Here is a 20,714-nt window from a genome sequence, read left to right as displayed (position 1 = left end):
CCGGTAACGGGGATGATTCGGTGTTTTCTAATACCATATAGGGTTCAAAAACACAGCTACAAAGGGGTAATTCAAGAAGCAAGCACTGTAGAAGCTTTCACCAATCACTTCTCTCTCTGTACAGGTTGTTTCAGGAATCATGTCTTTGATCGTTGCTGATAGTAAAGTACTATAAGTCAATAAATTCTAATTGTCAACACTCACTGGCCTATCATTATTCCTCGTTTGTTAACGACATTTTTATCAAATAGCCAACTCCCAGACCGACAAGAACACCTGGAAACGCACTCCCTAACGCTAAACCGATTCCGGCCCCCACAATGACACAGGCATATATGATGCTGTCTCCCTTCTTCATTTAGCTCCACTCCTTCTCCTAAGATATGTGACATCATTCGTTAACTTCTATGCCAACTAATATCTTACAAGATGACGTCGCGTCACTTTCAAGTGTGTATTTTGTCCACGAATAGAGACATGCCTAATATCACAAAAAACCGCTGTAAAACAGCGGCTTCCGATTATGCATCTGATTAATGGATGTTGTTGATAAGACGAATAAACTCCTTTTTGTGGTGAGCGTCGTAGTTCTCGGGTAATCTTTCCAACAAATGATTTATGCTGCTCTGCATGACGGAGAAACGGCTCGTCTTGTTGTTATTTAATGCATATGTCGACATTTCATTAAACATCATTTCCTCGATTGAGGTAAGGATGACTTCAACACCGCTCATATCTAAATCTGTAGAAGACATCGAATGTTCGAATTCCCTCATGGATCTTTGTGCTAGATCGAGTCGTTCATCCGCGATCCAATAACTGGTGCTATCTCCCTAGTTTCTGCTTGATGTCTAAGCGTTTAATATCTAAGTAAATTGCCATTCAAGGAGGCTGACCCATGGAGATGTACATGGCGTTAGGGGTTAAACTGATCGTCAGCTTTTTTGGATTATGGATTGTTACCTTTGTTACCGGAAGAAAAACGCTTAGCCAGCTGACTCCGCTCGACTTCTTAACTTCGCTTGCTCTTAGCGAAATCGTCGGTAATACTCTATATGATGAAGACGTAAAAATCACGCATCTGATATTCGCTCTCGCCCTATGGACCACCTTATCCTATCTATTCGAGAAGGCAACGACTCACTTCGTGAAATTCGGATATTTGGCGGAAGGCCGAGCTGTAGTGCTGATCGATAACGGAAAACTGAATCAAAAAATGCTGAATAAATACGATATCGAATATAAACAATTGTTGTCCATGCTGAGACATCAGAATATATTCTCATTAACTGAAGTCAAATACGCTATTTTGGAAACGGATGGATCGATGTCCGTCATGCGAAAGCCCGAATATGAACCGCCCTCCAAGCAGGATTTGGGATTAAAAGCCACACCGGATGCTTTTACGGTAACGGTCATCGATAAGGGAAAGCTATTGAAAGAATCCATGCTGGGCAAGCAGATAAATCTGGAGGAGATCAGGGCGAAGGCACGGGAACAAGGGTATAATTCCTTGGATGATATCGCGTATGCAGAATATGCTGATGATGGAAAACTGCATATTTTCTCCGTGAAGGACGCTCGGGACTAAATCTACTAATTAACACCAGTTGCAGGGATGAAATAAATATATTTCTCCTTCATTATCCTCCAAAAAGAAGCATGCTGAAAAAACAGCATGCTTCTAATATATTCATGAACTATTATTTTCCTTTTTTACTATAAATTACATAAGCAATAACTCCAACGAAATAGCCTATCCCAGCTCCTAAACTAACTGAAAATACTAGAAAGCTTGGTTTGAAAAAGATGGCAGCAATGACACCGATAGCAGTACCAGCAATCATTCCGAATGGGATTAAACTATCGATTAAATCTTTAGCCTCTCTTGACTTTTTCATATCTGACCTTCCCTTCTGTGCTCCCAAACTGCAATATACATATCACTAGGAGAGTGGTCATTTACAACCTGAAACTGCGAATGTAACCATATACTGTTTGCATACTGTGACATAGCCAAGGGACTGATACAATTGGATCGCAGCCGTATTGCTTCCCAGAACATTGAGATACACATGTGGCGAGATGTCGCGAGCTCTTCGAGTCAGCTCAGCGCATACCTTTTTGCCAAATCCTTGTCTTCTCCATCCCCGATCCGTTCCTATATTCCCAAGCTCTACATAATCCTGACCGTATATATGATAGCCACCGACGGCAACAAGCTCTTGATTTCGCAATACACCATAGAAAGGATTTTGCAGCTCTTCTTTGGCAAATGCCATCGCTTGAATATCAGCTAATTTATCCTCAATCCGATCAAAATGGGCAGGACCGAGAAGGATGACCTCTTCTGCCGTCAGCGGTAAACTTTCTGAGTTGACATGCTTCATCAACCAGATTTCTGTGGGAGGTTTAATAACATCCACTTCCGGACTAAGCACCTTCCATTCATCTGCATGGACGATAAAACTCCCTTCCGTACTCCTGGGCAAATTCAGCTCTTGCTTTATATGTGCCAGTACGGAGCCGAGCTGAAACTGTGGCTGAAGAGGGTATACAGAGAAAGCATGAAAGGGCAGACCCTTCAGGTAAGCCAGAACACCAAGCAGCTCTCCCGATTCCAGAAATTGCCCATAATGAACGCTGCCATGCCTTCGATACGTAAGGTAAGAATAATATAAGAAATGCTGTTCCTGTTTTATCGATGCCAAGAGTATGTCTAATTCTTCTGGCCTAAGTCTGCGAATCACCGTGGCTTCTTCCTTCCTCAAAAGAAATCCATGAGATGTGTCTGACCTGCAGGAATCATGGTTTCCAATTGGGCTGCCGCTTGTGGATTACCATGTAAACGATGAATGGAATAAAGCTCACGCGGTCTTTTATATCCCGTAAACAGCGCGGATAGACTCTGAATATCGGTGCTCAGATCAGCCTGCTCCTCATCATCAGATGGAAGCTCTGTTATCTCCGCTCTTCCTGCTTCATCAACAGATAATCGCCATATGCCAGCATTCCAGGAGGCTGCTGAATCTTCCACCGCTAAGGTAATTACAGCTTCGTGATGCAACTCGAAAGTGTACGCTTCTATGAAGGATTTCAAATCCACGATGCGAGCCATGAAGTAGGGAACCACCTCCTGCATAACTCGAGGCTCCGGCAGAATAAAGGGCAGCTGATCATCCACGGGTACCATTTTCATCGTTGCCTGCTCGATTCTGGAATCATGGTTTCCAAAAAACGTCCAAAGCGCACTGCGTGCTTCCTCGTTGAAAAATACGAATTCATCACACACCAGTTCCTTGTCTTTGAGATGGTATAACGCATAACCAGTCGCTTGCCCCTCTGCGGAATAATAAACAACGTTATGCACCCCGTCCGTTAGTACGGATCTTGTCCACCAGTCCTCATCACGCACAAGCATACCGTTGTAGTTACTGGCGTAAACTTGATACATACCACTTAGCGTAGGTATATCGAGTACATCTCTTACCAGCCGTCCATCTACTGATACTTTACGTGGAAAATTGTTTATCGGAATGATGTACTTCTTATATTCTGCATAGAGTTCCCAGCCGAATTTGCGGTAGAACGGGACCGAAAAAGGATGCAGGCAGGATATGCTCTGGCCTTTGCTCTTCATCTCCTGTAATGCATGTTTAAGCAATGTATTTACATGCCCCTGTCTGCGGTTCTCCGGCCAAGTTGCCACACCTGCGATCCCGCCCATATCAAGCGTTCTACCTTGCATGTAGATTTGCAGCGGAATGATCGTCAATTTCGCTTGCAGGTCATCTCCGTCAAATATCCCCCAGTTTTGCTCTGGTTTAAAATGTTCCTTGCGGGATTCCCGCTGCTCTTGTGATAGCGAGAATTGAAATGCATACTCGGATAATTTTGTGCTCATTTCAAACTCACCAGATCTCAATTGTCTTAATTCCATAAGCGCTTCACCTCGTTAGAATCATTCCTATGTAATCAGGCAACACTAAGTTTCATAACATTCATAATATCAGTATAGCATTGTGACTAGCCTAAGCACTACATAGCAAGAAGCGATTTGAGATCTGTACTCAACGGTTAGTTGAAAGAAATTTAACAAACTTTTTGTAAGTTACTTGACAAAGATAACTCACTGAGATTATTATTGATTCATGCGAGATAGTTAACACATCACGATCAAATATATGAACAAATATTAGGAGGTAAGTATTATGTCCAAACTGAATATCGGTATTATTTTAGGAAGTACACGTCAAGGCCGCTTGAGTCCTCAAGTAGGCGAGTGGGTTAAACGCATTGCAGATGAGCGTGGAGATGCGAATTACGAAATCGTAGACATCGCGGATTACAAGCTTCCGCTGTTAGGCGAGGCTGACGCTACGGAACAAGCAACAGCATGGAATACCAAGCTTGCAACTTTGGACGGATTTGTGTTTATCGTTCAGGAGTACAATCACAGTATTTCAGCCTCTTTGAAGAATGCCCTCGATTATGCACGGGAAGCGTGGAACAATAAAGCAGCCGGTATTGTCAGTTATGGTTCAGTTGGCGGAGCTCGTGCTGCTGAGCATTTGCGCGGAATCTTAGGTGAGTTGTCCGTAGCAGATGTTCGCATCCACCCTGCCCTCTCATTGTTTACTGATTTTGAGAATGGTTCTGTGTTCAAGCCAGCTGATCTGCATCTTGTCAACTTGAATGGCATGCTGGACCAAGTGCTGGCATGGAGCGGGGCACTGAAAACACTTCGTTAATCTTTTGAAAAAAAGACTGTTTAGTATGTTCATGCTAACACGACTAAATAAAAAGCGAGACCCGATTGCTTTCGGGTCTCGCTTTTCTCATAGATTTGTTATGGAAGAACTGGAATGGTCAATTCCAAGTCTGTCAGGTATGTTTTTTCACCCGGGCTGTTCTGTCCTTGACCAACTACGCTCCAATCCTTGTTGTTTACCGTCAGGGTAAACGGCTTAATCGTAATGGATTTCGTCTGTCCATTAAGAGGACTGAACAGTTGATCGATATGGTATTCGTTCTTAGGCTCGCTATTAAAGTACTCAAACTTCCGCGGAGCCAGAACATTGCTTTGGTCGTCTACTAATTCGTAATATACCATGCTCGCACTATAGTCACCGGATTGTTCTGTTGAAGTTGGAACAGGGCCTATACTGTCCAAAACCAGACGGGTGGATACCGGTGAAATATCCACTTGCTTGACCGTGTAGCTGAACGCTCCATCGGACTTAGATGCTGCTTCGGGCTTAACAACAACCGACTTATTCGTGACATTCACAGGCACCTTGAATTCAAAAGTTTCATTTACCTGAGTTACGTTTGCTTGAATGGTCAGTTCGAATTGATCAGGTAAGCTCAGACCCTTGGTAAGCTCAACGATATAGGCATTATCCTGTTGTGGATAGTCTCCGAATGTACCTTCACCCATCTCAATCTGTTGTCCGTTCACCAAAATTTTTGGTGTTTCAATATATCCCTTCTCCTGATCTTCCTTGGCTACTTTCTTCGACTTCACATACTCGCTATCGGAATCACCGATGATGACAGCATCCTCGCTTAAGTATGGAGAAGCGGTACTCGGCAGATCCACTCCCTCACGCTCCAGAATGAAGGACAACCGAGTTCCATCATAAAGAAGATCAGCCACCTTTAAAGTTACTCCATCATGAGTCACGCTCAGATTAGGTTCGGATAAAATCCCTTGTTCGATAGCAGTGTTTACCGCTTCCTCGCTGGTCCCCTCATACAGCACGCCGATCACAGGGATTTGTTTCAAGGTTGCTGCCATTACAGGCGACACAAATCCCGAGCCGATAACGGTTCCTCCCAGTACAACTGCTGCGGATGCAACGAGTAATGCTTTTTTAACAATATTTGGTTTGCTGTTGGTTGATGTTCTTGTCATTTCACGCTCTCCTATCTTGTTCATTATTCGATAACTCCTGCTATTCTTTGGAATTGCTGACTCACGTATCATCTCTTCCAGTTCTCTCATTTCAGTGAATTCCGTTTGTTTCGGCAATTGTCCCACGTGCCACCTCTCCTTTTTGGCTGATTCGTTCCATCAGTTTTTGGCGTAAACGCTCATACTTTTTCCGTACCGTAGCCGACTTAAGACCCATAATGTCGCTGATTTCATCAAAGGTATACTGTTCAACTGCCTTAAGCAGCAATATATGTCGCTCTTCTGCTGTAAGGTAGGTTAACAGCTCGTACACAACCGACTCGTGCTGAGATATTTGCATAACCGGCTGCTGTTCCTTGTAATGCTGAATCAGATTAAGGAAACGGCTCTGTTTCTTTTTGATATTGATCAAATGATGGTAGGCCATTTTGTACAACCAGGCAGAGAAAGACACTTGTCTTTTATACTGGTGAAGATTCTCATAGGCCCGAATGAAAATGTCCTGTACCGCATCTTCAGTCTCCGCATGATTCTTTAGAATATAGTAGCAATACGTGTACATCTGCCGCTCAAACTGGATGATTATCGCTTGGTAAGCCTGTTTGTCTCCTGTTTTGACCTGTTCTACTACGGTTTCAATGGCTTCTCTTTTTCCTTCCGCTTCCCCGGGGATGGTTGGCTGCAACTGAGCTCACCTCCTTCTTTGTTTACCTATATAACAATCCCAAGTAGGCGTTTTGTGACATGATTTATTTGACCTGAAGAAACACAATCAATGAAACACTGGGAACAATAGAATCTTGATGCTCTGTATAGCCGCCATTATTACATTTCTATGTAAGGTTTACAGTTTTGGATAGCTTTTCACATAATTCAAGAATCGCTGCGTAGCTGGCGATACTTCCCTCATCGAGCTTATGGCAATACCCAGTAACCGATAGCTTTTTTCCTTTAGTTCAATCAGCCGGATATTACGCTGCTGCCCTCGCAGCACAAGTTCCGGAAGAATACTTATGCCCAGCCCCTTCTCCACCATGGCCATAATGGCATAATCGTCTCCAAGTGTATATTTGATATCCGGCTTAGTCCGGGCCTTCTCCAGCAACCGATTCACATCATAGTCAGACCCTTTGGTCGGCATAATGAATGGCTCATTCTCAATCTGGGATAAGGTTATGGAATCCTCAGAACTAAGAGGATGGTCGAGAGGCAGCAAGACGAGCAATGGGTCTTGATGCAAGAGAATCGCCTCGAATGTATCCCAGGTTGGTAACGACAGGAAGCCGCAATCAATCTTGCCCTCCGCAATCCATTCTTCGATTTCCTGATAATCTCCTTCGACCAGTCGAATTTCGATATGCGGGTAATCCCGCTGAAAATCCTTAATAATTCCCGGCAGCCAGTGAACACCAACACTCGTAAAGGTACCTATGTGAATGGTACCCAGCTCAATCCCATGAATGGCAGCGACCTGCTGCTCCAAATATTCATTCCACTTCAGTATTTCACGTATCGTTTTCAGCATCTCCTCACCATTGGTCGTCAACTTCGCACCCGAACGGTTTCGGATCAGCAAGGAGAAACCGAACTCTTCTTCCAGGCTGTTGATCATATGACTGACACCAGACTGTGTAAACCCCATGACTTCGGCCGCTTTGGTTAAGCTTCCGAGCTCCACAACCTTCAACAGAACTTTGAATTTATTGATACTCATGAGAGATCCTCCAGTAGTTAAATTACATGAATTTTACTCATGCTTATGATTACAAACATTCGTTTTACTTGTCTATTGTACGTGAGTATACTAATTCTGTTCAATCACTTGAAGGAGGAAAAAGAACTTGAAACCGCTGAAGGCTGATCTTATGATTTTATTCATCACCCTTTGTTGGGGCTCGTCCTATCTTCTTATGAAAATAGGGCTGGATACGCTCGGAGCGTTCAATTTAATCGCCCTGCGCTTTGGATTGGCCTTTATACTTGCTGGAGCAATTTTTATCCGCCGCTTGCGCCAGGTTAATGTAAAGACGATTCGATATGCTATGCTTCTTGGCTTCATTTTATTTATCATGTTTACCGCCCTGACCTTCGGTCTTAAGACCACTACAACATCCAATGCCGGATTCCTGGTCAGTCTAACGGTGGTGTTTGTCCCCTTAATACATACGTTTCTATTTAAGAAGAAACTAGAAAACAAAGTCATTATCTGCATTATACTAGCCTTAGCTGGCATTGCGCTGTTAACCATCCAGCTCCCTTTCAGATTCAGAATCGGTGATCTGTTCTGCATTACGGCGGCATTATGTTATGCGCTGCATATCAATATAGTAAGTACAGCCGCGCAGAAAGTGGATACGCTTAATCTTGGCATCCTGCAGCTTGGGTTTACTGGATTGTATGCGTTCGTTTCTTCCCTGCTCTTTGAAACTTCGCTCTGGCCCAGCACAACCAACTCGTGGATGGCGGTTCTCGTCTTGAGTATTCTATGTACCGCTGTAGGATTCATCTTCCAGACGATTGCTCAAAAATATACAACGGCTACCCGAACAGGGCTTGTGTTCTCCCTGGAACCTGTATTCGCAGCACTGGCTGGATTCTGGTTTGCTCATGAGTTCATGAACATCAATCAATACTGGGGTGCTGCGCTTGTGTTTCTCAGCGTTATCTTATCAAGCATTAATGTGAAAACGAGAGGACATTCTTCGATCAAGAATAGTCCCGTTTCACTGGACACCTATACACCCGAATTCAAATAAAGAAGAGCAAAACCTGTTTACAGGTTTTGCTCTTCTTCAATCCATAAGTGCATGAATCGTTCATAACTAAATTGTAGATTATTCACCCGATGCTTGATCATCATCCAGGAACAATCGGCGTTTTCTTGCAGGAATACGAACCGTAACCGAAGTGCCAATCCCTACTTTACTGAAGATCGATACTCCATATTTGTCTCCATATTGAAGCTGAATCCTCTGGTGGATATTTCGAATCCCAAATCCAGTCTCACTGTCACCCGACGGATTCAGGATGTCTGAAATACTCTCTTGTCTGACTCCTATCCCGTCATCAATAATTCGGTATAGGATTTCATCATTCTCCAGCCGGGCAACAATCCGAATATGAATTCGATCACCGCCGCTCCAAGCATGTTTCAGAGCATTCTCAATAAATGGTTGTAATATCAATTTAATAGTCTCGTATTTCCAGACATCCACATCGACATCGAAGGTAACTTCTAATCGATGGCCATACTTTACTTTTTGGATATCAAGATATGCGTTGGCCTGCTCAATTTCTGATGAAACCGGAATTAAGTTCTTCCCTGAATTGAGGGTCAGTCTGTAGAATTTAGCAAGCTCCACGACCATCTTGCGCAGCTTCTCGTTCTCACCGAACTTAGCTAACTGATTAATCGACGAGAGCGTGTTATAAAGAAAGTGAGGATTGATCTGGGTTTGAAGCATTTCCAGCTCAGCTTCCTTCTTCTCAAGTTCAGTTAAATATACTTTCTCGATTAGCATCTCGATGTCTTCGCCCATGTTGTTCATGGCTGTTGCAATCTGTGAAAATTCATCTTTCCCTTTATATGTGATTCGTTTACGCAAGTCCCCTTCCCGGAACGCGTTTAAGGTTGAAACGAACTTCGTAATCCGTTTAGAGAAGTAACCCGAGATATAGACGCCAGTAATGGTAAATACAATAAAACATAAGATACATATTCCAATGATGAATGCACGTACACGCTCAGCCTCTTGTTTGATAATGGTTAAGGGAACGTGGGCCACAATCGTCCAACCCTGCGGTGCCATATATTCTTTTAATGTCAAATACTCACCCTCCGGCTTCAATTCCGGTATCGTGGTCCGCCTTGTCAGACTGCTGTTGTTATCATTCGAAGCAGCCTGCATCTCTTGGTCAGAGGCATAGATGACTCGGCCATTGCGATCCAATACATATAGCATGGAGCCTTCGCCAAGCCTGCGGTAATCCACACTCTCGAATAATTCATCCATGCTTACACTGAATCTCATGATCCCAAGTTCGTGGATTTTTATGGGATCATGCAGATCGATTATCCGGCGAATCATAGAAATACGGCCGCTCTCTTGATCATTCTCTACTTCTTCCCAGCGCATCGTAATACCGTATTCTTCTGTAGGAAGTGATTGGTACCATGATCTGTTCACAATGCGTCCCATATGATAGATATTAAACGTTTGATTGGGAAAATTAGAACCTGGTTTGTAACTATAATATACTTGTGAGATGGTTTCGTTCTTTACATATATGAATAAACGCAGATTAATCCCAATTGACTTCGAGGCACTTTCCAGCTTCGGTTCAAAGACTTTTTTCGCTCTTGTATGAATATCTTGTGCGTTTGTAAGATTCAGTTTAAGATTCTCTACAAACTGTTCATCATCATAAAGAGTTGACGAAATCCGCACAATATCCTCTGTTTTATAAGCTACATTGTCTCGTATTTGAGCCAGTGTGTTCTGAATATTTTCACTCGTTTGCTTCCGCATGGAAGAATCGTACATGGAGTGGGACACATACCCGATCGCAACCAAAAACACAATAAAAATAAGATAGGACATCATGAGTTTGTATCCGATGGGTACATAGCCGCGTTTTGTTATTTTCCCCCACACCAGTTTCATGTTTGCCTCCATTGACTACTGCACTTTTTTCCGGTATTCAAGTGGTGTCATGCCGAATTTTTCTTTGAATTGCCTGCTAAAATAAGGCAAATGGCGGTATCCTACCTTATCCGATATTTCATAAATCTTCATTCCCGGTATTTTTAGCAGTTCACAGGCTTTCTCCATACGCAGCTGTACGAGTAGTTCGTTAAATGTATATCCTGATTTCTCTCTGATAAGAAACCCAAAGTAACTGGGAGAAAACGAAAATTGCTGTGCGATATCCTTAATCGTAATATTCTCTCTCATCCGGTCCTTGATCGTCTTCATCACATTTCGGATAAACTGGCTGTCAATCGTGTTGTTTTTTTGATGGAGCTTTTCTGATATTTCATATACGCGGTATAGCAGCCAGCGACGAATATCGTTAATGGTTTCAAATTGAAGTAATATATCGAGTTTGCGGATATCAATGTCCAGCAGTTCGAAGAGATCCTCATTCATGGCGCTGAGATATTGATCCAATTTCCAAATGAAGTAACTGATCAGATTATGTACAGTGAACTTGGAGCGAAGGCTTGTTACGGAACGGAACAGGTTTTCCAGCTCATCGTGAATACGGACGAGTTCGTATTCTTTAACCGCTTTCATTAATGCATTCATATGTTCATTCAACATATTGAAGTCAAGCAAGGCAGGTTCAACGCTTACATCCTCAAACTTGATGACGCCTCCCTTACCAAGAAACATTTTTCCTTCAACGGCTTGAACGGCTTGTAAATAGGATTCGTAGAGTTGATCCGATGTATGGACCGGCGAACCCAAACCCGTCGTAACCGTGATCGATAGTTTTCTCTGGGCAGAGTCCAGCACACTGGTTATGATGTCTTCTATGCCCTCTGACTCCAATAACAGAGCGACCCGGTGGGAGCTCAGCTTGCAATACGGGATAACGCCTATTCGATGAATCACTTCATCCAGTTGTTTCATGAATGATCTGGTCCCTTGATGACTCGCTGGAGATCTTTCGTTCAGTCTCGATATCAGATCCAGTTCCATCACGGCAACCCTTACAGGCCATTTTAAGCGATCAAGCTCATGTGTTTTCATCAGCTTTTCCATATACTCGCGATTTGACGTATCTTCTCCTTCGAAGAGTCGCAGCAGCATATCGCTTTTGGCAATTGGAATCAAATCCTGATAGGCTTCCTCAACTTCCCGCAGTTTGTGCTCCTCATCCAAATCCTGCTTCACCTTCATTAAGGAAGCGATCAGCTCACTGTCTTCCATGGGCTTCAGGACATAACTGTATGCATTAAGCGACAACGCTTGCTGCACATAGCTAAATTCCTGATAACCGCTTACAAATATGATTCTTATTTTGGGTTTCCGCTGCAGCGCGATCCGTGCTAATTCCAATCCCGACATATACGGCATGTTTACATCACTTATAAGAATGTCAATCGCATGCTTATCCAACACTTCACAGGCGGACAAAGCATTATTCACACAGCCCTTGACCTCCATACCCAGTTCAGCCCATGGAATAAACCGCTTCATTCCTTCCAAATCAAGTTCTTCATCATCTACCAACAACACATTATACATAGTCTCTTCCTCCCCATGCCGCATCCATGCTAAATGTTCGTTGCTATTCATCGTTCAGAACTTTCAAATTGTCATGCCATCTCCTTGTGATATAGTCTAGGTACTTTTCGAATCCAGCTTCCATAGAAGCACGATGCGCTTCATCGAGGATAGCCAGCACCTCTTCATCGGACTGGCCGAATAGCGCTTCTTCCCTTGCATCAAGCCAGATCTCCTGGATAACACGCATGATTTGTCCTTCTTCGTTATTCAAGACAGGCTGTACATTAATGAACGGGGTTGCGTCACCCTGCGATTTCCATGTCACCTTCTGCTGCCAGTAAGTCGCCCAATTCCTTTCTTCTTCAGGTAAAGACTGTTCGTAATTGCTTTTGGTTTGATCCAGATAAACGGTATTTCCAACCCATATCATATCCCCTGAGATCGATTGGATTTTGGCTAATCCAGCCCGATCGGAACTATATTTAGAAGTAAAAAGGGGAGTTTCCCCGTCGGGTCCAAAACCGTTCCAGTATCCATCCGGTCCTGGTGGTCCCCACATTTGTACTGCGGATCCTTCTGGACCTGTCATCCAATCCAGCATTGCGAATATTGCTTCCGGCTTCTTCGCGTCTGTGGTAATCGCAGCCACATTCCAGCCAAGAATATTGTACGTCCCCGGATAAATCTTAGAGCGGTCCAACCCCTTTTTATATATAGGATCGATAAATATATAACCATCCTCAGGGTTGAGTTTGCGCTGCTCGGCATCAGCTGGCATCACATGAATCATGGGATTGGCACTTGCATAAACCGCTACTTTACCTTCTGTCAACTTCTCGCTGACTTGATCCTCTGTCTGGATCATAGCCTCGGCTGGCATGAGACCTTCGCGCATAAGCCTAGCCACGTAAATTGCAGATTCGCGAAACGCCGGATCTTGATAGATTGAGGTCATTCGGTTACCCTTTGGGACGGCATACAAACGTGTAAAACTGTAATTTTCTTCTTTGAATGCCGAGAATAATTGATCTATTCCATGACCGTCTTTCGCCTGCCCTGTCTCAAAAGGAACCACGTCCGGGTAGCGCTCTTTAACCTTCTTAAGATAGCTATACAGATCATCGGTCGTCTCTAACGGGGGGGAGCCCAGGAGACGATATATTTTTTTATTCACAACATATCCGGCATTGCCATAAGGCTTGCTTGTGTAGTAATTCGGGAAATAATATATTTTTCCATCCGGTGCGCGCAGTAGATCCAATACTTTCTCTCCGGCCCACTTCTTTAAATTGGGATACTTTTCGATATATTCATCCAGTGGTACGAAGAGTCCCTCTTCACGCATTCTCTGCAGATCAAAATCCCGATCGCCCCATACCACATCAGGTAGTTGTTTGCTCGTTATCATCTTCTGCAGCTTCTGCTTGGCATTTCCATCCGAGCTTATTGCTTTAATATGTATATTAAACGTATCCTGAATCCATTTGGATGATGGATCGGCGCCCCATTGCGGCATTGTGTATGAATTATAATGAGCGTAAAAACTTAGCTCTAGCGGCTCATCATGGGTTCGGAATATCTTCTGCTGCTTATCAAGCTGTGGCGCTTCAGTGCTTGGGTTAGGTAGATGCTTTGACTCTTTTGGCATGAAGCTGCACCCTGCAAGTATCAGCACGATAAACCCAATCCATAGCAACCGTATTGGTCTTCCCTTGAGAACATGCACGGTGTTACGCCCCCTGACAATTTGCTTTAATGTAGAAAAGCATGCTTGTCAAATTATAACAATATTTGGAGAAGAATACATCATAATCTTTTGTATTTCTGAATCCACTCATTTTTTATACTTTAGACTCATTCTTATTTAAGGGATAGAATCCACCCCCAGGAATGTATGCAACATTTCCTAAGGATGGATCCTTAGCTCCTATACGTATTACTGGCCTAACATTTCTTTGTTTTTAAGCCACTGCTGAGTGCGCCACTCAAGAAGATCATTATATCCGAGCGCTACAGCATCTTGCTCTGCTTTGTCCAAGATTTTATCGACATCCGCATCACTCTTCGCGGTACCGGAAGCTGACAATGCTTGCTGGAAGATATCTACTACGTTAACGCTGATATCAGCCAGCTCGGTACCAGCCTCTGGAACCAGATTCGTTCCGAGTGCCGTGTGGTCGATATGCGTTTTCCAAGTAATTGATTCCTGATAACGCGTCATCCAGCCTCTTTCTTCAAATGGCTTATCCATTTCACGTTTTACTTTGATTGGGTCGATATAGGAGCTGTTACCTGCAATAATGACTGCATCATTATCTGACTCAATTTGGGCAACTTTTACAGGGTCATATGCGTCTGTGAAAATCGGCTCCTGATTCTCGTTGAAGCCTTCCCAATAACCACCCTCAGGACCAAAGTATTGAACAGCCATGCCTTCCGGGCCTGTCAACCAGTCAAGGAATGCGAAGATTTTCTCAGGCTCTTTGGCATCTGTCGTAATAACGCTTACGTTCCAGCCTAATTGATCATAACCGCCTGTGTAAATTTTATTTTTGTCCAGGCCCTCTTTGTAAAATGGCCATGTTACAAAATAACCTGCATCCGGATCTTCTTTCGAAAGTTCCGCATTGCCTTGAGATGCATAAGCCAGTGGACTTGCACCTGCAAAAACAGCTACCTTGCCGTTTATAACCCGTTCTTGGATCTTGCCTCGATCCGTCGTAAACATATCCTGGTTGATCAACTTCTCACGATAAAGTTTAGATACAAATTTCTGTGATTCACGGAATGTCGGATCGGTAAAGAGAGAAGTAAGTTTGTTATTCGCATCATCTACAACAGCAATCGTGTTGGAGTTAAAGGACCGGTAATACGCATTCTCTTTGAAGCCGCCATAGAGAAGGCCAATTCCTTGAGCATCAAATGCACGTTCTGGATCGAAGGGAATGATCTCACTACCGTAATTTTCCTTAACCTTAACCAAGTAATTATACAAATCATCCATCGTCTCCAATTTTGGAGAGCCCAGTTCTTTGTATATCTTTTTGTTGATGACATAGGCCGAGCTTCCGTTAGGAATGGTGGCATAATAATTCGGGAATTGATATAGTTTACCATCCGGAGCGCGCAGCAAATCTGCTGCTTTCGGGTTTAGCCATTTTTTCAAATTCGGGTACTTCTCCATATAGTCGTCTAGTGGTACCAGCTTTCCAGCTTTATAGAGTCTCTGAATATCATTATGATTACGTTCTCCATAGATGAGATCGGGAAGCTTATTATCTGCCATCATGGTAGCCATTAACTGATCATTGTTCCCACTTGCTAGGATAGATTTGATATTCACCTTTTTGTTTTCCTTTAAATACTTCCACAGAGGAGCATCTTCCATCTTTTCAGGGAAATCCTGCCAGCTGTAATGAGTAAAAGCTGAAAATTCCAACTCGCTCGAACCAAACTCCCATACGTCCGATGGATTTTCCTCACCCGTTTTCTCTGTGCCCTCTTTCTGGTTATTCGATGACGTAGGCGCTGGATCTGTCTGCGGCCCATCGGCTGATTTCGAGCAGCCTGCGAGTACCGTTGCCAGAAGGAATACAGCGGTGATCACCAATAATAGTGCTCTTCTTCTTTTCACTTCCTTATTTCCCCTCTCGAATAATATTTATGTCTAAAGCGCTTATAGCGCCTCAAACCACAGATTACGTACCTACTCTTTCAACGAACCTACCATGACGCCATTCACAAAGTACCTTTGAACAAATGGATAGACCACGATAATCGGAAGTGAGACAACCATGACCGTCGCACTAATAAGTGATTTGGAGGTCAGGCTTTTTTTAGACAGTTTTTCTGACGCCAAACTATCCCCTCCTCCGATTACATCATTAATCAGGTTGGCATTCAGTATTCGCCGGAGTATGGTTTGGACTGGCATCAAGTCTTGATTGGTAATATAAATCGTTGGTGTAAACCAATCATTCCAATGAGAAATCGCCGTAAACAAGCTGAGTGTTGCAATAACGGGACCTGAGAGGGGCAGCACGATTCGGAGGAAAACACCCCAATTTGAGCAGCCGTCAATTTGTGCAGACTCTTCCAAACCATTCGGTAAACTCTTAAAGAAAGTACGAAATATGATCATATTCCACACGCTGATCAAGCCGGGAATAATGAATACCAGGAAATTATTCATGAGGCCAAGAGATTTGATAAGCAGGTAGGTAGGAACCAGCCCTCCGCCAAAATACAAGGTGAATATAAAGAAAATGGTTAAAAACTTCCGTCCCATCAAATAGGATTTGCTCATTCCATAAGCCAGCAAAGCGGTCATAAAGATTGCTGAAACCGTACCTATGACGGTTCGCAGTATACTAATGCCAAAGGACTGAATTATGCGGTCATTTGTAAATACGATCTCATAGTTGGTCCAAGTAAATGCCCTTGGCCAGAATGTAATTCCGCCCTTGGCTGTATCCAAGCCTTCATTCAGTGACACCACTAATGTATTCCAGAACGGATACAGCGCCGTGAAGGACAGCAGAATTAATAGAATGTAAATGAAAATCACCATAACCCGGTCGCTATATCCCAATCGTTTAAAAGCCAATGGTTTCCACCCCTCCTTGAGTTGAATGACTTACCATAAACTGTTGCCTGATCTTCTGGCCAAATAGTTAGCCATCGTCAATAGAACGATACTTACTACTGCTCGGAACAATCCAACGGCAACACCGTAATCGTATCTTTGATTTTGAAGTCCAACCCGGAATACATAAGTATCAATTACATCAGATACAGGACGCAGACTTGGGTTTTGTGCCAGGATCAAGATATCCTCAAATCCGGCATTCAGAAGGCTGCCCATTTGCAGGATCATAAAAATGATGATAATCGGCATAATGGTTGGAATCGTAATGAGATACATCTGTTTAAACCGGGTTGCTCCATCAAGCTCGGCGGCTTCATACAAGCTTGGATTAACTCCTGAAATCGCAGCCAAGTAGATAATGGAGTTAAAGCCTATGTCTTTCCATACATTGGTCGTGACGAGAATCCCCCAGAAATATTCCTTCATGGACAAGAAGTTAATGGGTTCGTCGATCGCCCCAACACCTTGCAGGAGCATATTGACGCTGCCGTTTTCCGTTGACAGCAAACTCATGACCATACTGCCGACGATGACCCAAGACATGAAATAAGGTAAGTATGTAATCGTCTGCACCGTGCGTTTAAAGAATCTCCCCCTGATTTCATTCAACATGAGAGCCAGAATAATGGGTGCCGGAAAGCCTATAATGAACTTCATAAGACTGATAGCCAGCGTGTTTCTCATGATCGTTACGAATTGCGGGGCTGAGAAGAATGCCTCGAAATGTTTAAACCCTACCCAAGGATTATCAAAAATCCTCGCTCCGGTAAAAATGTTGTAGTCCATAAATCCGGTGAGCACGCCATACATCGGAATGTAAGCGAATACAAAGATAAGAATAGCTCCCGGCCAAACCATTAACTGAATATCAATTTGCTTCCACCATCGCTGAAAGGCATTTCTTTGATGAATCGGCGTATAATCTGCTGTATTCTTCGCGTCTGGTTCCTTTACTGTTGCCTGCGGCATAACGGTCCTCCCATACTTATTGATTGATTTCGCCCCTATTTGCCAATCGATTATTATGACTGACTGGGATGTTCTTCCTTTCCCTTGTTAAACATTGTACTTCTCTGGTAAAAATGTAACGAGACCATAGAACCATGATTTTTTGCTCTTCCACATTAACTTTTTTTTGAGAATTTATAGAAATTCACGATGGAATTCAAATAATCTTCAAATCTGTTATTAATTCATGATGAAATGAATATAAAATCAAAAACTTGACTTCTTTCCCAAAAATCTATATCTTTATATCACGGCTTAACTGATGAAGAGATCAGTTATGCAGGAACGTGAATAAAGGGGAGTAGCTGTCACAGCAAAGTCGTCATTACGGGAGTTCACCCCGGCTTTGCTGGCAACGATAACGTTGTTTGCGAGACCTTTACCACTGACTTGTGGTGAAGGTCTGTTTGTGGTTTCCAAGACCCTTCATCTGCCGGTGGAGGTCTTTTTGTGCCTTCAAATAATTCGTAGAAGGAGGAAATCGCATGGAGCTAATGTTGGAGTATGGGTGGGTACTGTTAGTACTCGTCGCACTGGAGGGACTGCTGGCTGCGGATAATGCGCTGGTCCTGGCCATTATGGTTAAACACTTACCGGAGACCCAGCGGAAGAAAGCTTTATTTTTCGGATTACTCGGAGCGTTTGTATTTCGCATCGGGTCACTCTTCTTAATCTCGTTTCTGGTGGATGTATGGCAGGTTCAGGCAATCGGTGCATTATATCTTCTCTATATTTCCATTAATCACACCCTGAAACACGTACTCAAAGGCAGAAAAGCAACGGAAGAAACGAAGCCTGAATCGTTGAAACCGAAGAAGCAATCCGGATTCTGGATGACCGTATTTAAGGTCGAGGTGGCGGATATCGCATTTGCTGTTGACTCGATCCTCGCCGCTGTTGCGCTGGCTGTTGCCTTACCGCCCAGCGGATTGCCAAACATAGGCGGCCTCGATGGAGGGCAGTTTATCGTTATCTTCCTGGGAGGATTTATAGGTCTGATCATTATGCGTTTTGCCGCATCCTATTTCGTTAAGCTGCTGCAGCAGCGTCCCGGTCTTGAAGTGGCTGCATTCCTTATCGTGGGCTGGGTCGGCGTTAAGCTAGCCGTTATCACCCTTGCCCATCCAGACGTGGCCCTAATTGACCATCATTTCCCCGAGAGCTCAATCTGGAAGGCAGTTTTCTATATGGTCCTTGTTCTGATCGCCGTTGTTGGATGGTTTAGTTCATCTAAACAGAAAGTACAGGATGACGATCTTGCCATCAAGGAAGTAGAAGCACAGCAACCAGGAAAGACGCATCAAAGTTAGATCTTGTTTCGGATTAGAATAGAACACTATTGATTCACAAACATTTTAGAAATAAAAAATCCCCCCGTGGTACCAAAAAAGCAGACTTGGATGTTACCCAAGTCTGCTTTTCGTATATTCACGAACTAACGATTCCATCGTTCATTAAGCAGTTCTCCATTGATGCTAGCCGCAGCCAATGACCCCATCGAAGCGGCTGCAATCGCCTGATACATTTCGGTGGCTGCATCACCGGCGCTGTAGACGCCAGGTACGCTTGTTTTACTAAATCCATCTACAACCACGCTTCCAGATTCGTTGACTTGGCAGCCGATGGCTGCCGGTAATTGAGATCCGGGGACAAGATTCGGAGCGAAAAAGATGCCTGTGCACGGAATGACTGCTCCATCCTCCAGTACGACTTGCCGAACCATCCCCTCATTCGATTCAATGCGATGAATCGGGGAGTTGAATACAGGGACGTCATGATCCTTTAATTCCCGCCGTTGTTCATCCGTCAGTCCATCAGGATCGTTCGTACAGATCGAATAGTGGTCGCTCCAACCTGCAATGATTTTGGCTAAGTGCATGGCCGCCTCCCCCTTGGCAATCACCACCAGCGGCTGGTCCCGTAATTCCCATCCATCGCAGTAAGGGCAGACAAAGGCGCTTTTTCCATATACATCGGCCAAACCGTTAATATCCAGCGGACTATCCTTCTTCCCAACTGTGAAGAGCAGCTTCTTGCTTCGGTATACCGTTCCATCTCCGGTTGTTATCTGGAAATCACCATCAACTCCTGTAACGCCGACAGCCGTGTCCTGTACAAAACGTACAGAGGGATAAGCGCTAATCTGTTCCCTTGCAATGCTGCGAAACTCAGCTGGACCGATACCGTCTCGGGTAAGAAAACCATGGGTCTCCCGGGTAACCTTGTTTCTTGGCTTCCCTTCGTCAATCAGCACTACATCTTTTCTCGCTCTACCCAATACCAGCGCAGCACTTAATCCTGCCGGACCTCCGCCAATAATAACGACATCCTGTATTTGTTCCATCACTCACACCATCTCCATTCCAGATCTTTTATATCCATAATAAAAGTACAAGAAGCCGTTACTTCTTGTTTGTTTCTTCATGCCCGCAATCGAAGGATGCCGAGTCCAATACAGATTGGATCGTGTGCCGCCGCAGATAATCATTCATCTGCTTCTCAGCGCCATCCATCACCTTTTTAACTAGGCAACCTTTACTCTGAACGGAAAATCGCTCGGCTTCTGCCCCAGCGGGGTCTGCTTCAAAAAATAACTGATGGCGTTCTTCATCCATATTAAAACAATCATATAGCTGCTGCCGACCTTCAATGATTTCTACAATATCAAGAAATGTGATTTGATCGGCTGACCGTGCCAACTCATATCCCCCGTTCACACCCGTCACAGCCTTAAGTACACCGTCCTGCCGCAGCTTGGACATGATTTTAGATAAATAGCTTTCCGAAACACCAAGCAGCGCAGAGAGCTCTTTGATTCCGACATTCTGCCCACGCTCGGCACGTGCAAGATGAATCAAAGCATGCAGTGCATAACCCGTGCTTTTGGAAAATTGCATAAGAACAC

General features: G+C 43.9%; 20 protein-coding genes. 4 read left to right on the top strand and 16 right to left on the bottom strand.

Annotated features, from left to right (window positions below; all coding sequences use genetic code 11):
* Positions 1–214 precede the first annotated feature (214 nt).
* Complete coding sequence (locus tag ABEQ74_RS14650; protein ID WP_053493681.1) at positions 215–358, bottom strand: hypothetical protein; 144 nt, start codon at positions 356–358, stop codon at positions 215–217.
* Positions 359–533: 175 nt separating this feature from the next.
* Complete coding sequence (locus ABEQ74_RS14645; RefSeq protein ID WP_430122894.1) at positions 534–755, bottom strand: hypothetical protein; 222 nt, start codon at positions 753–755, stop codon at positions 534–536.
* A gap of 143 nt (positions 756–898) precedes the next feature.
* Here ABEQ74_RS14645 and ABEQ74_RS14640 point away from each other — a divergent pair, with 143 nt between their 5' ends.
* Positions 899–1,591, top strand: coding sequence for a YetF domain-containing protein (locus ABEQ74_RS14640; RefSeq protein ID WP_430122893.1), 693 nt, complete (start codon positions 899–901; stop codon positions 1,589–1,591).
* A gap of 112 nt (positions 1,592–1,703) precedes the next feature.
* Here the strand turns inward: ABEQ74_RS14640 and ABEQ74_RS14635 are convergent, their stop codons facing one another.
* From ABEQ74_RS14635 to ABEQ74_RS14625, 3 genes are read right to left on the bottom strand one after another with little or no spacing between them, the layout of a single operon-like run.
* Complete coding sequence (locus ABEQ74_RS14635; protein WP_430122892.1) at positions 1,704–1,901, bottom strand: hypothetical protein; 198 nt, start codon at positions 1,899–1,901, stop codon at positions 1,704–1,706.
* A gap of 57 nt (positions 1,902–1,958) precedes the next feature.
* Positions 1,959–2,750 carry a GNAT family N-acetyltransferase gene (locus tag ABEQ74_RS14630; protein ID WP_430122891.1) on the bottom strand — a complete coding sequence of 264 codons (792 nt, stop codon included), beginning with the start codon at positions 2,748–2,750 and terminating at the stop codon, positions 1,959–1,961.
* 17 nt (positions 2,751–2,767) lie between these two features.
* Positions 2,768–3,940 carry a GNAT family N-acetyltransferase gene (locus ABEQ74_RS14625; RefSeq protein WP_430122890.1) on the bottom strand — a complete coding sequence of 391 codons (1,173 nt, stop codon included), beginning with the start codon at positions 3,938–3,940 and terminating at the stop codon, positions 2,768–2,770.
* Positions 3,941–4,211: 271 nt separating this feature from the next.
* On the opposite strand from ABEQ74_RS14625, the gene ABEQ74_RS14620 reads away from it, so the two are divergent.
* Positions 4,212–4,751, top strand: a complete 540-nt coding sequence (locus ABEQ74_RS14620; RefSeq protein WP_053493687.1) for an NADPH-dependent FMN reductase — start codon at positions 4,212–4,214, stop codon at positions 4,749–4,751.
* Positions 4,752–4,849: 98 nt separating this feature from the next.
* On the opposite strand, the gene ABEQ74_RS14615 is transcribed toward ABEQ74_RS14620, so the two are convergent.
* From ABEQ74_RS14615 to ABEQ74_RS14605, 3 genes are all read right to left on the bottom strand, one after another.
* Positions 4,850–6,043: a DUF4179 domain-containing protein gene (locus ABEQ74_RS14615; RefSeq protein WP_430122889.1), complete on the bottom strand. Its 1,194-nt coding sequence runs from the start codon at positions 6,041–6,043 to the stop codon at positions 4,850–4,852.
* Positions 6,009–6,602 carry an RNA polymerase sigma factor gene (locus ABEQ74_RS14610; protein ID WP_430122888.1) on the bottom strand — a complete coding sequence of 198 codons (594 nt, stop codon included), beginning with the start codon at positions 6,600–6,602 and terminating at the stop codon, positions 6,009–6,011. Before ABEQ74_RS14610 ends, ABEQ74_RS14615 begins: the two co-directional genes overlap by 35 nt.
* 159 nt (positions 6,603–6,761) lie before the next feature.
* Entirely contained in the window at positions 6,762–7,631 is an 870-nt protein-coding gene (locus ABEQ74_RS14605) for a LysR family transcriptional regulator (protein WP_430122887.1), read from the bottom strand.
* 127 nt (positions 7,632–7,758) lie between these two features.
* On the opposite strand from ABEQ74_RS14605, the gene ABEQ74_RS14600 reads away from it, so the two are divergent.
* Positions 7,759–8,673, top strand: a complete 915-nt coding sequence (locus ABEQ74_RS14600) for a DMT family transporter (RefSeq protein WP_430122886.1) — start codon at positions 7,759–7,761, stop codon at positions 8,671–8,673.
* A gap of 78 nt (positions 8,674–8,751) precedes the next feature.
* Here the strand turns inward: ABEQ74_RS14600 and ABEQ74_RS14595 are convergent, their stop codons facing one another.
* From ABEQ74_RS14595 to ABEQ74_RS14570, 6 genes are all read right to left on the bottom strand, one after another.
* On the bottom strand, positions 8,752–10,581 hold the full coding sequence (locus ABEQ74_RS14595) for a sensor histidine kinase (RefSeq protein WP_430122885.1): 1,830 nt from the start codon (positions 10,579–10,581) through the stop codon (positions 8,752–8,754).
* Between the two features lie 15 nt (positions 10,582–10,596).
* The gene (locus tag ABEQ74_RS14590; protein WP_430122884.1) at positions 10,597–12,171 is read right to left on the bottom strand and encodes a response regulator; all 1,575 of its coding nucleotides are present in this window, start codon (positions 12,169–12,171) and stop codon (positions 10,597–10,599) included.
* A 43-nt stretch (positions 12,172–12,214) separates the two neighbouring features.
* Complete coding sequence (locus ABEQ74_RS14585) at positions 12,215–13,801, bottom strand: extracellular solute-binding protein (protein ID WP_430122883.1); 1,587 nt, start codon at positions 13,799–13,801, stop codon at positions 12,215–12,217.
* Between the two features lie 288 nt (positions 13,802–14,089).
* Positions 14,090–15,787: an extracellular solute-binding protein gene (locus tag ABEQ74_RS14580; protein WP_430122882.1), complete on the bottom strand. Its 1,698-nt coding sequence runs from the start codon at positions 15,785–15,787 to the stop codon at positions 14,090–14,092.
* Positions 15,788–15,859: 72 nt separating this feature from the next.
* On the bottom strand, positions 15,860–16,723 hold the full coding sequence (locus ABEQ74_RS14575; RefSeq protein ID WP_430122927.1) for a carbohydrate ABC transporter permease: 864 nt from the start codon (positions 16,721–16,723) through the stop codon (positions 15,860–15,862).
* 66 nt (positions 16,724–16,789) lie between these two features.
* Positions 16,790–17,770, bottom strand: coding sequence for an ABC transporter permease (locus tag ABEQ74_RS14570; RefSeq protein ID WP_430122881.1), 981 nt, complete (start codon positions 17,768–17,770; stop codon positions 16,790–16,792).
* Positions 17,771–18,294: 524 nt separating this feature from the next.
* Here ABEQ74_RS14570 and ABEQ74_RS14565 point away from each other — a divergent pair.
* Positions 18,295–19,119 carry a TerC family protein gene (locus tag ABEQ74_RS14565; RefSeq protein WP_430122880.1) on the top strand — a complete coding sequence of 275 codons (825 nt, stop codon included), beginning with the start codon at positions 18,295–18,297 and terminating at the stop codon, positions 19,117–19,119.
* A gap of 125 nt (positions 19,120–19,244) precedes the next feature.
* Here the strand turns inward: ABEQ74_RS14565 and ABEQ74_RS14560 are convergent, their stop codons facing one another.
* Together ABEQ74_RS14560 and ABEQ74_RS14555 are read right to left on the bottom strand one after the other, a co-directional pair.
* On the bottom strand, positions 19,245–20,153 hold the full coding sequence (locus tag ABEQ74_RS14560) for an NAD(P)/FAD-dependent oxidoreductase (RefSeq protein WP_430122926.1): 909 nt from the start codon (positions 20,151–20,153) through the stop codon (positions 19,245–19,247).
* 58 nt (positions 20,154–20,211) lie between these two features.
* The gene (locus ABEQ74_RS14555; protein ID WP_430122879.1) at positions 20,212–20,706 is read right to left on the bottom strand and encodes an RrF2 family transcriptional regulator; all 495 of its coding nucleotides are present in this window, start codon (positions 20,704–20,706) and stop codon (positions 20,212–20,214) included.
* Positions 20,707–20,714: the final 8 nt, after the last annotated feature.

It is taken from the genome of Paenibacillus solani (assembly GCF_050475945.1).
GTDB lineage: Bacteria > Bacillota > Bacilli > Paenibacillales > Paenibacillaceae > Paenibacillus_AQ > Paenibacillus_AQ solani_A.
Note: the sequence above shows the minus strand (reverse complement) of the source record. Positions and strands in the feature narration are given on the sequence as shown.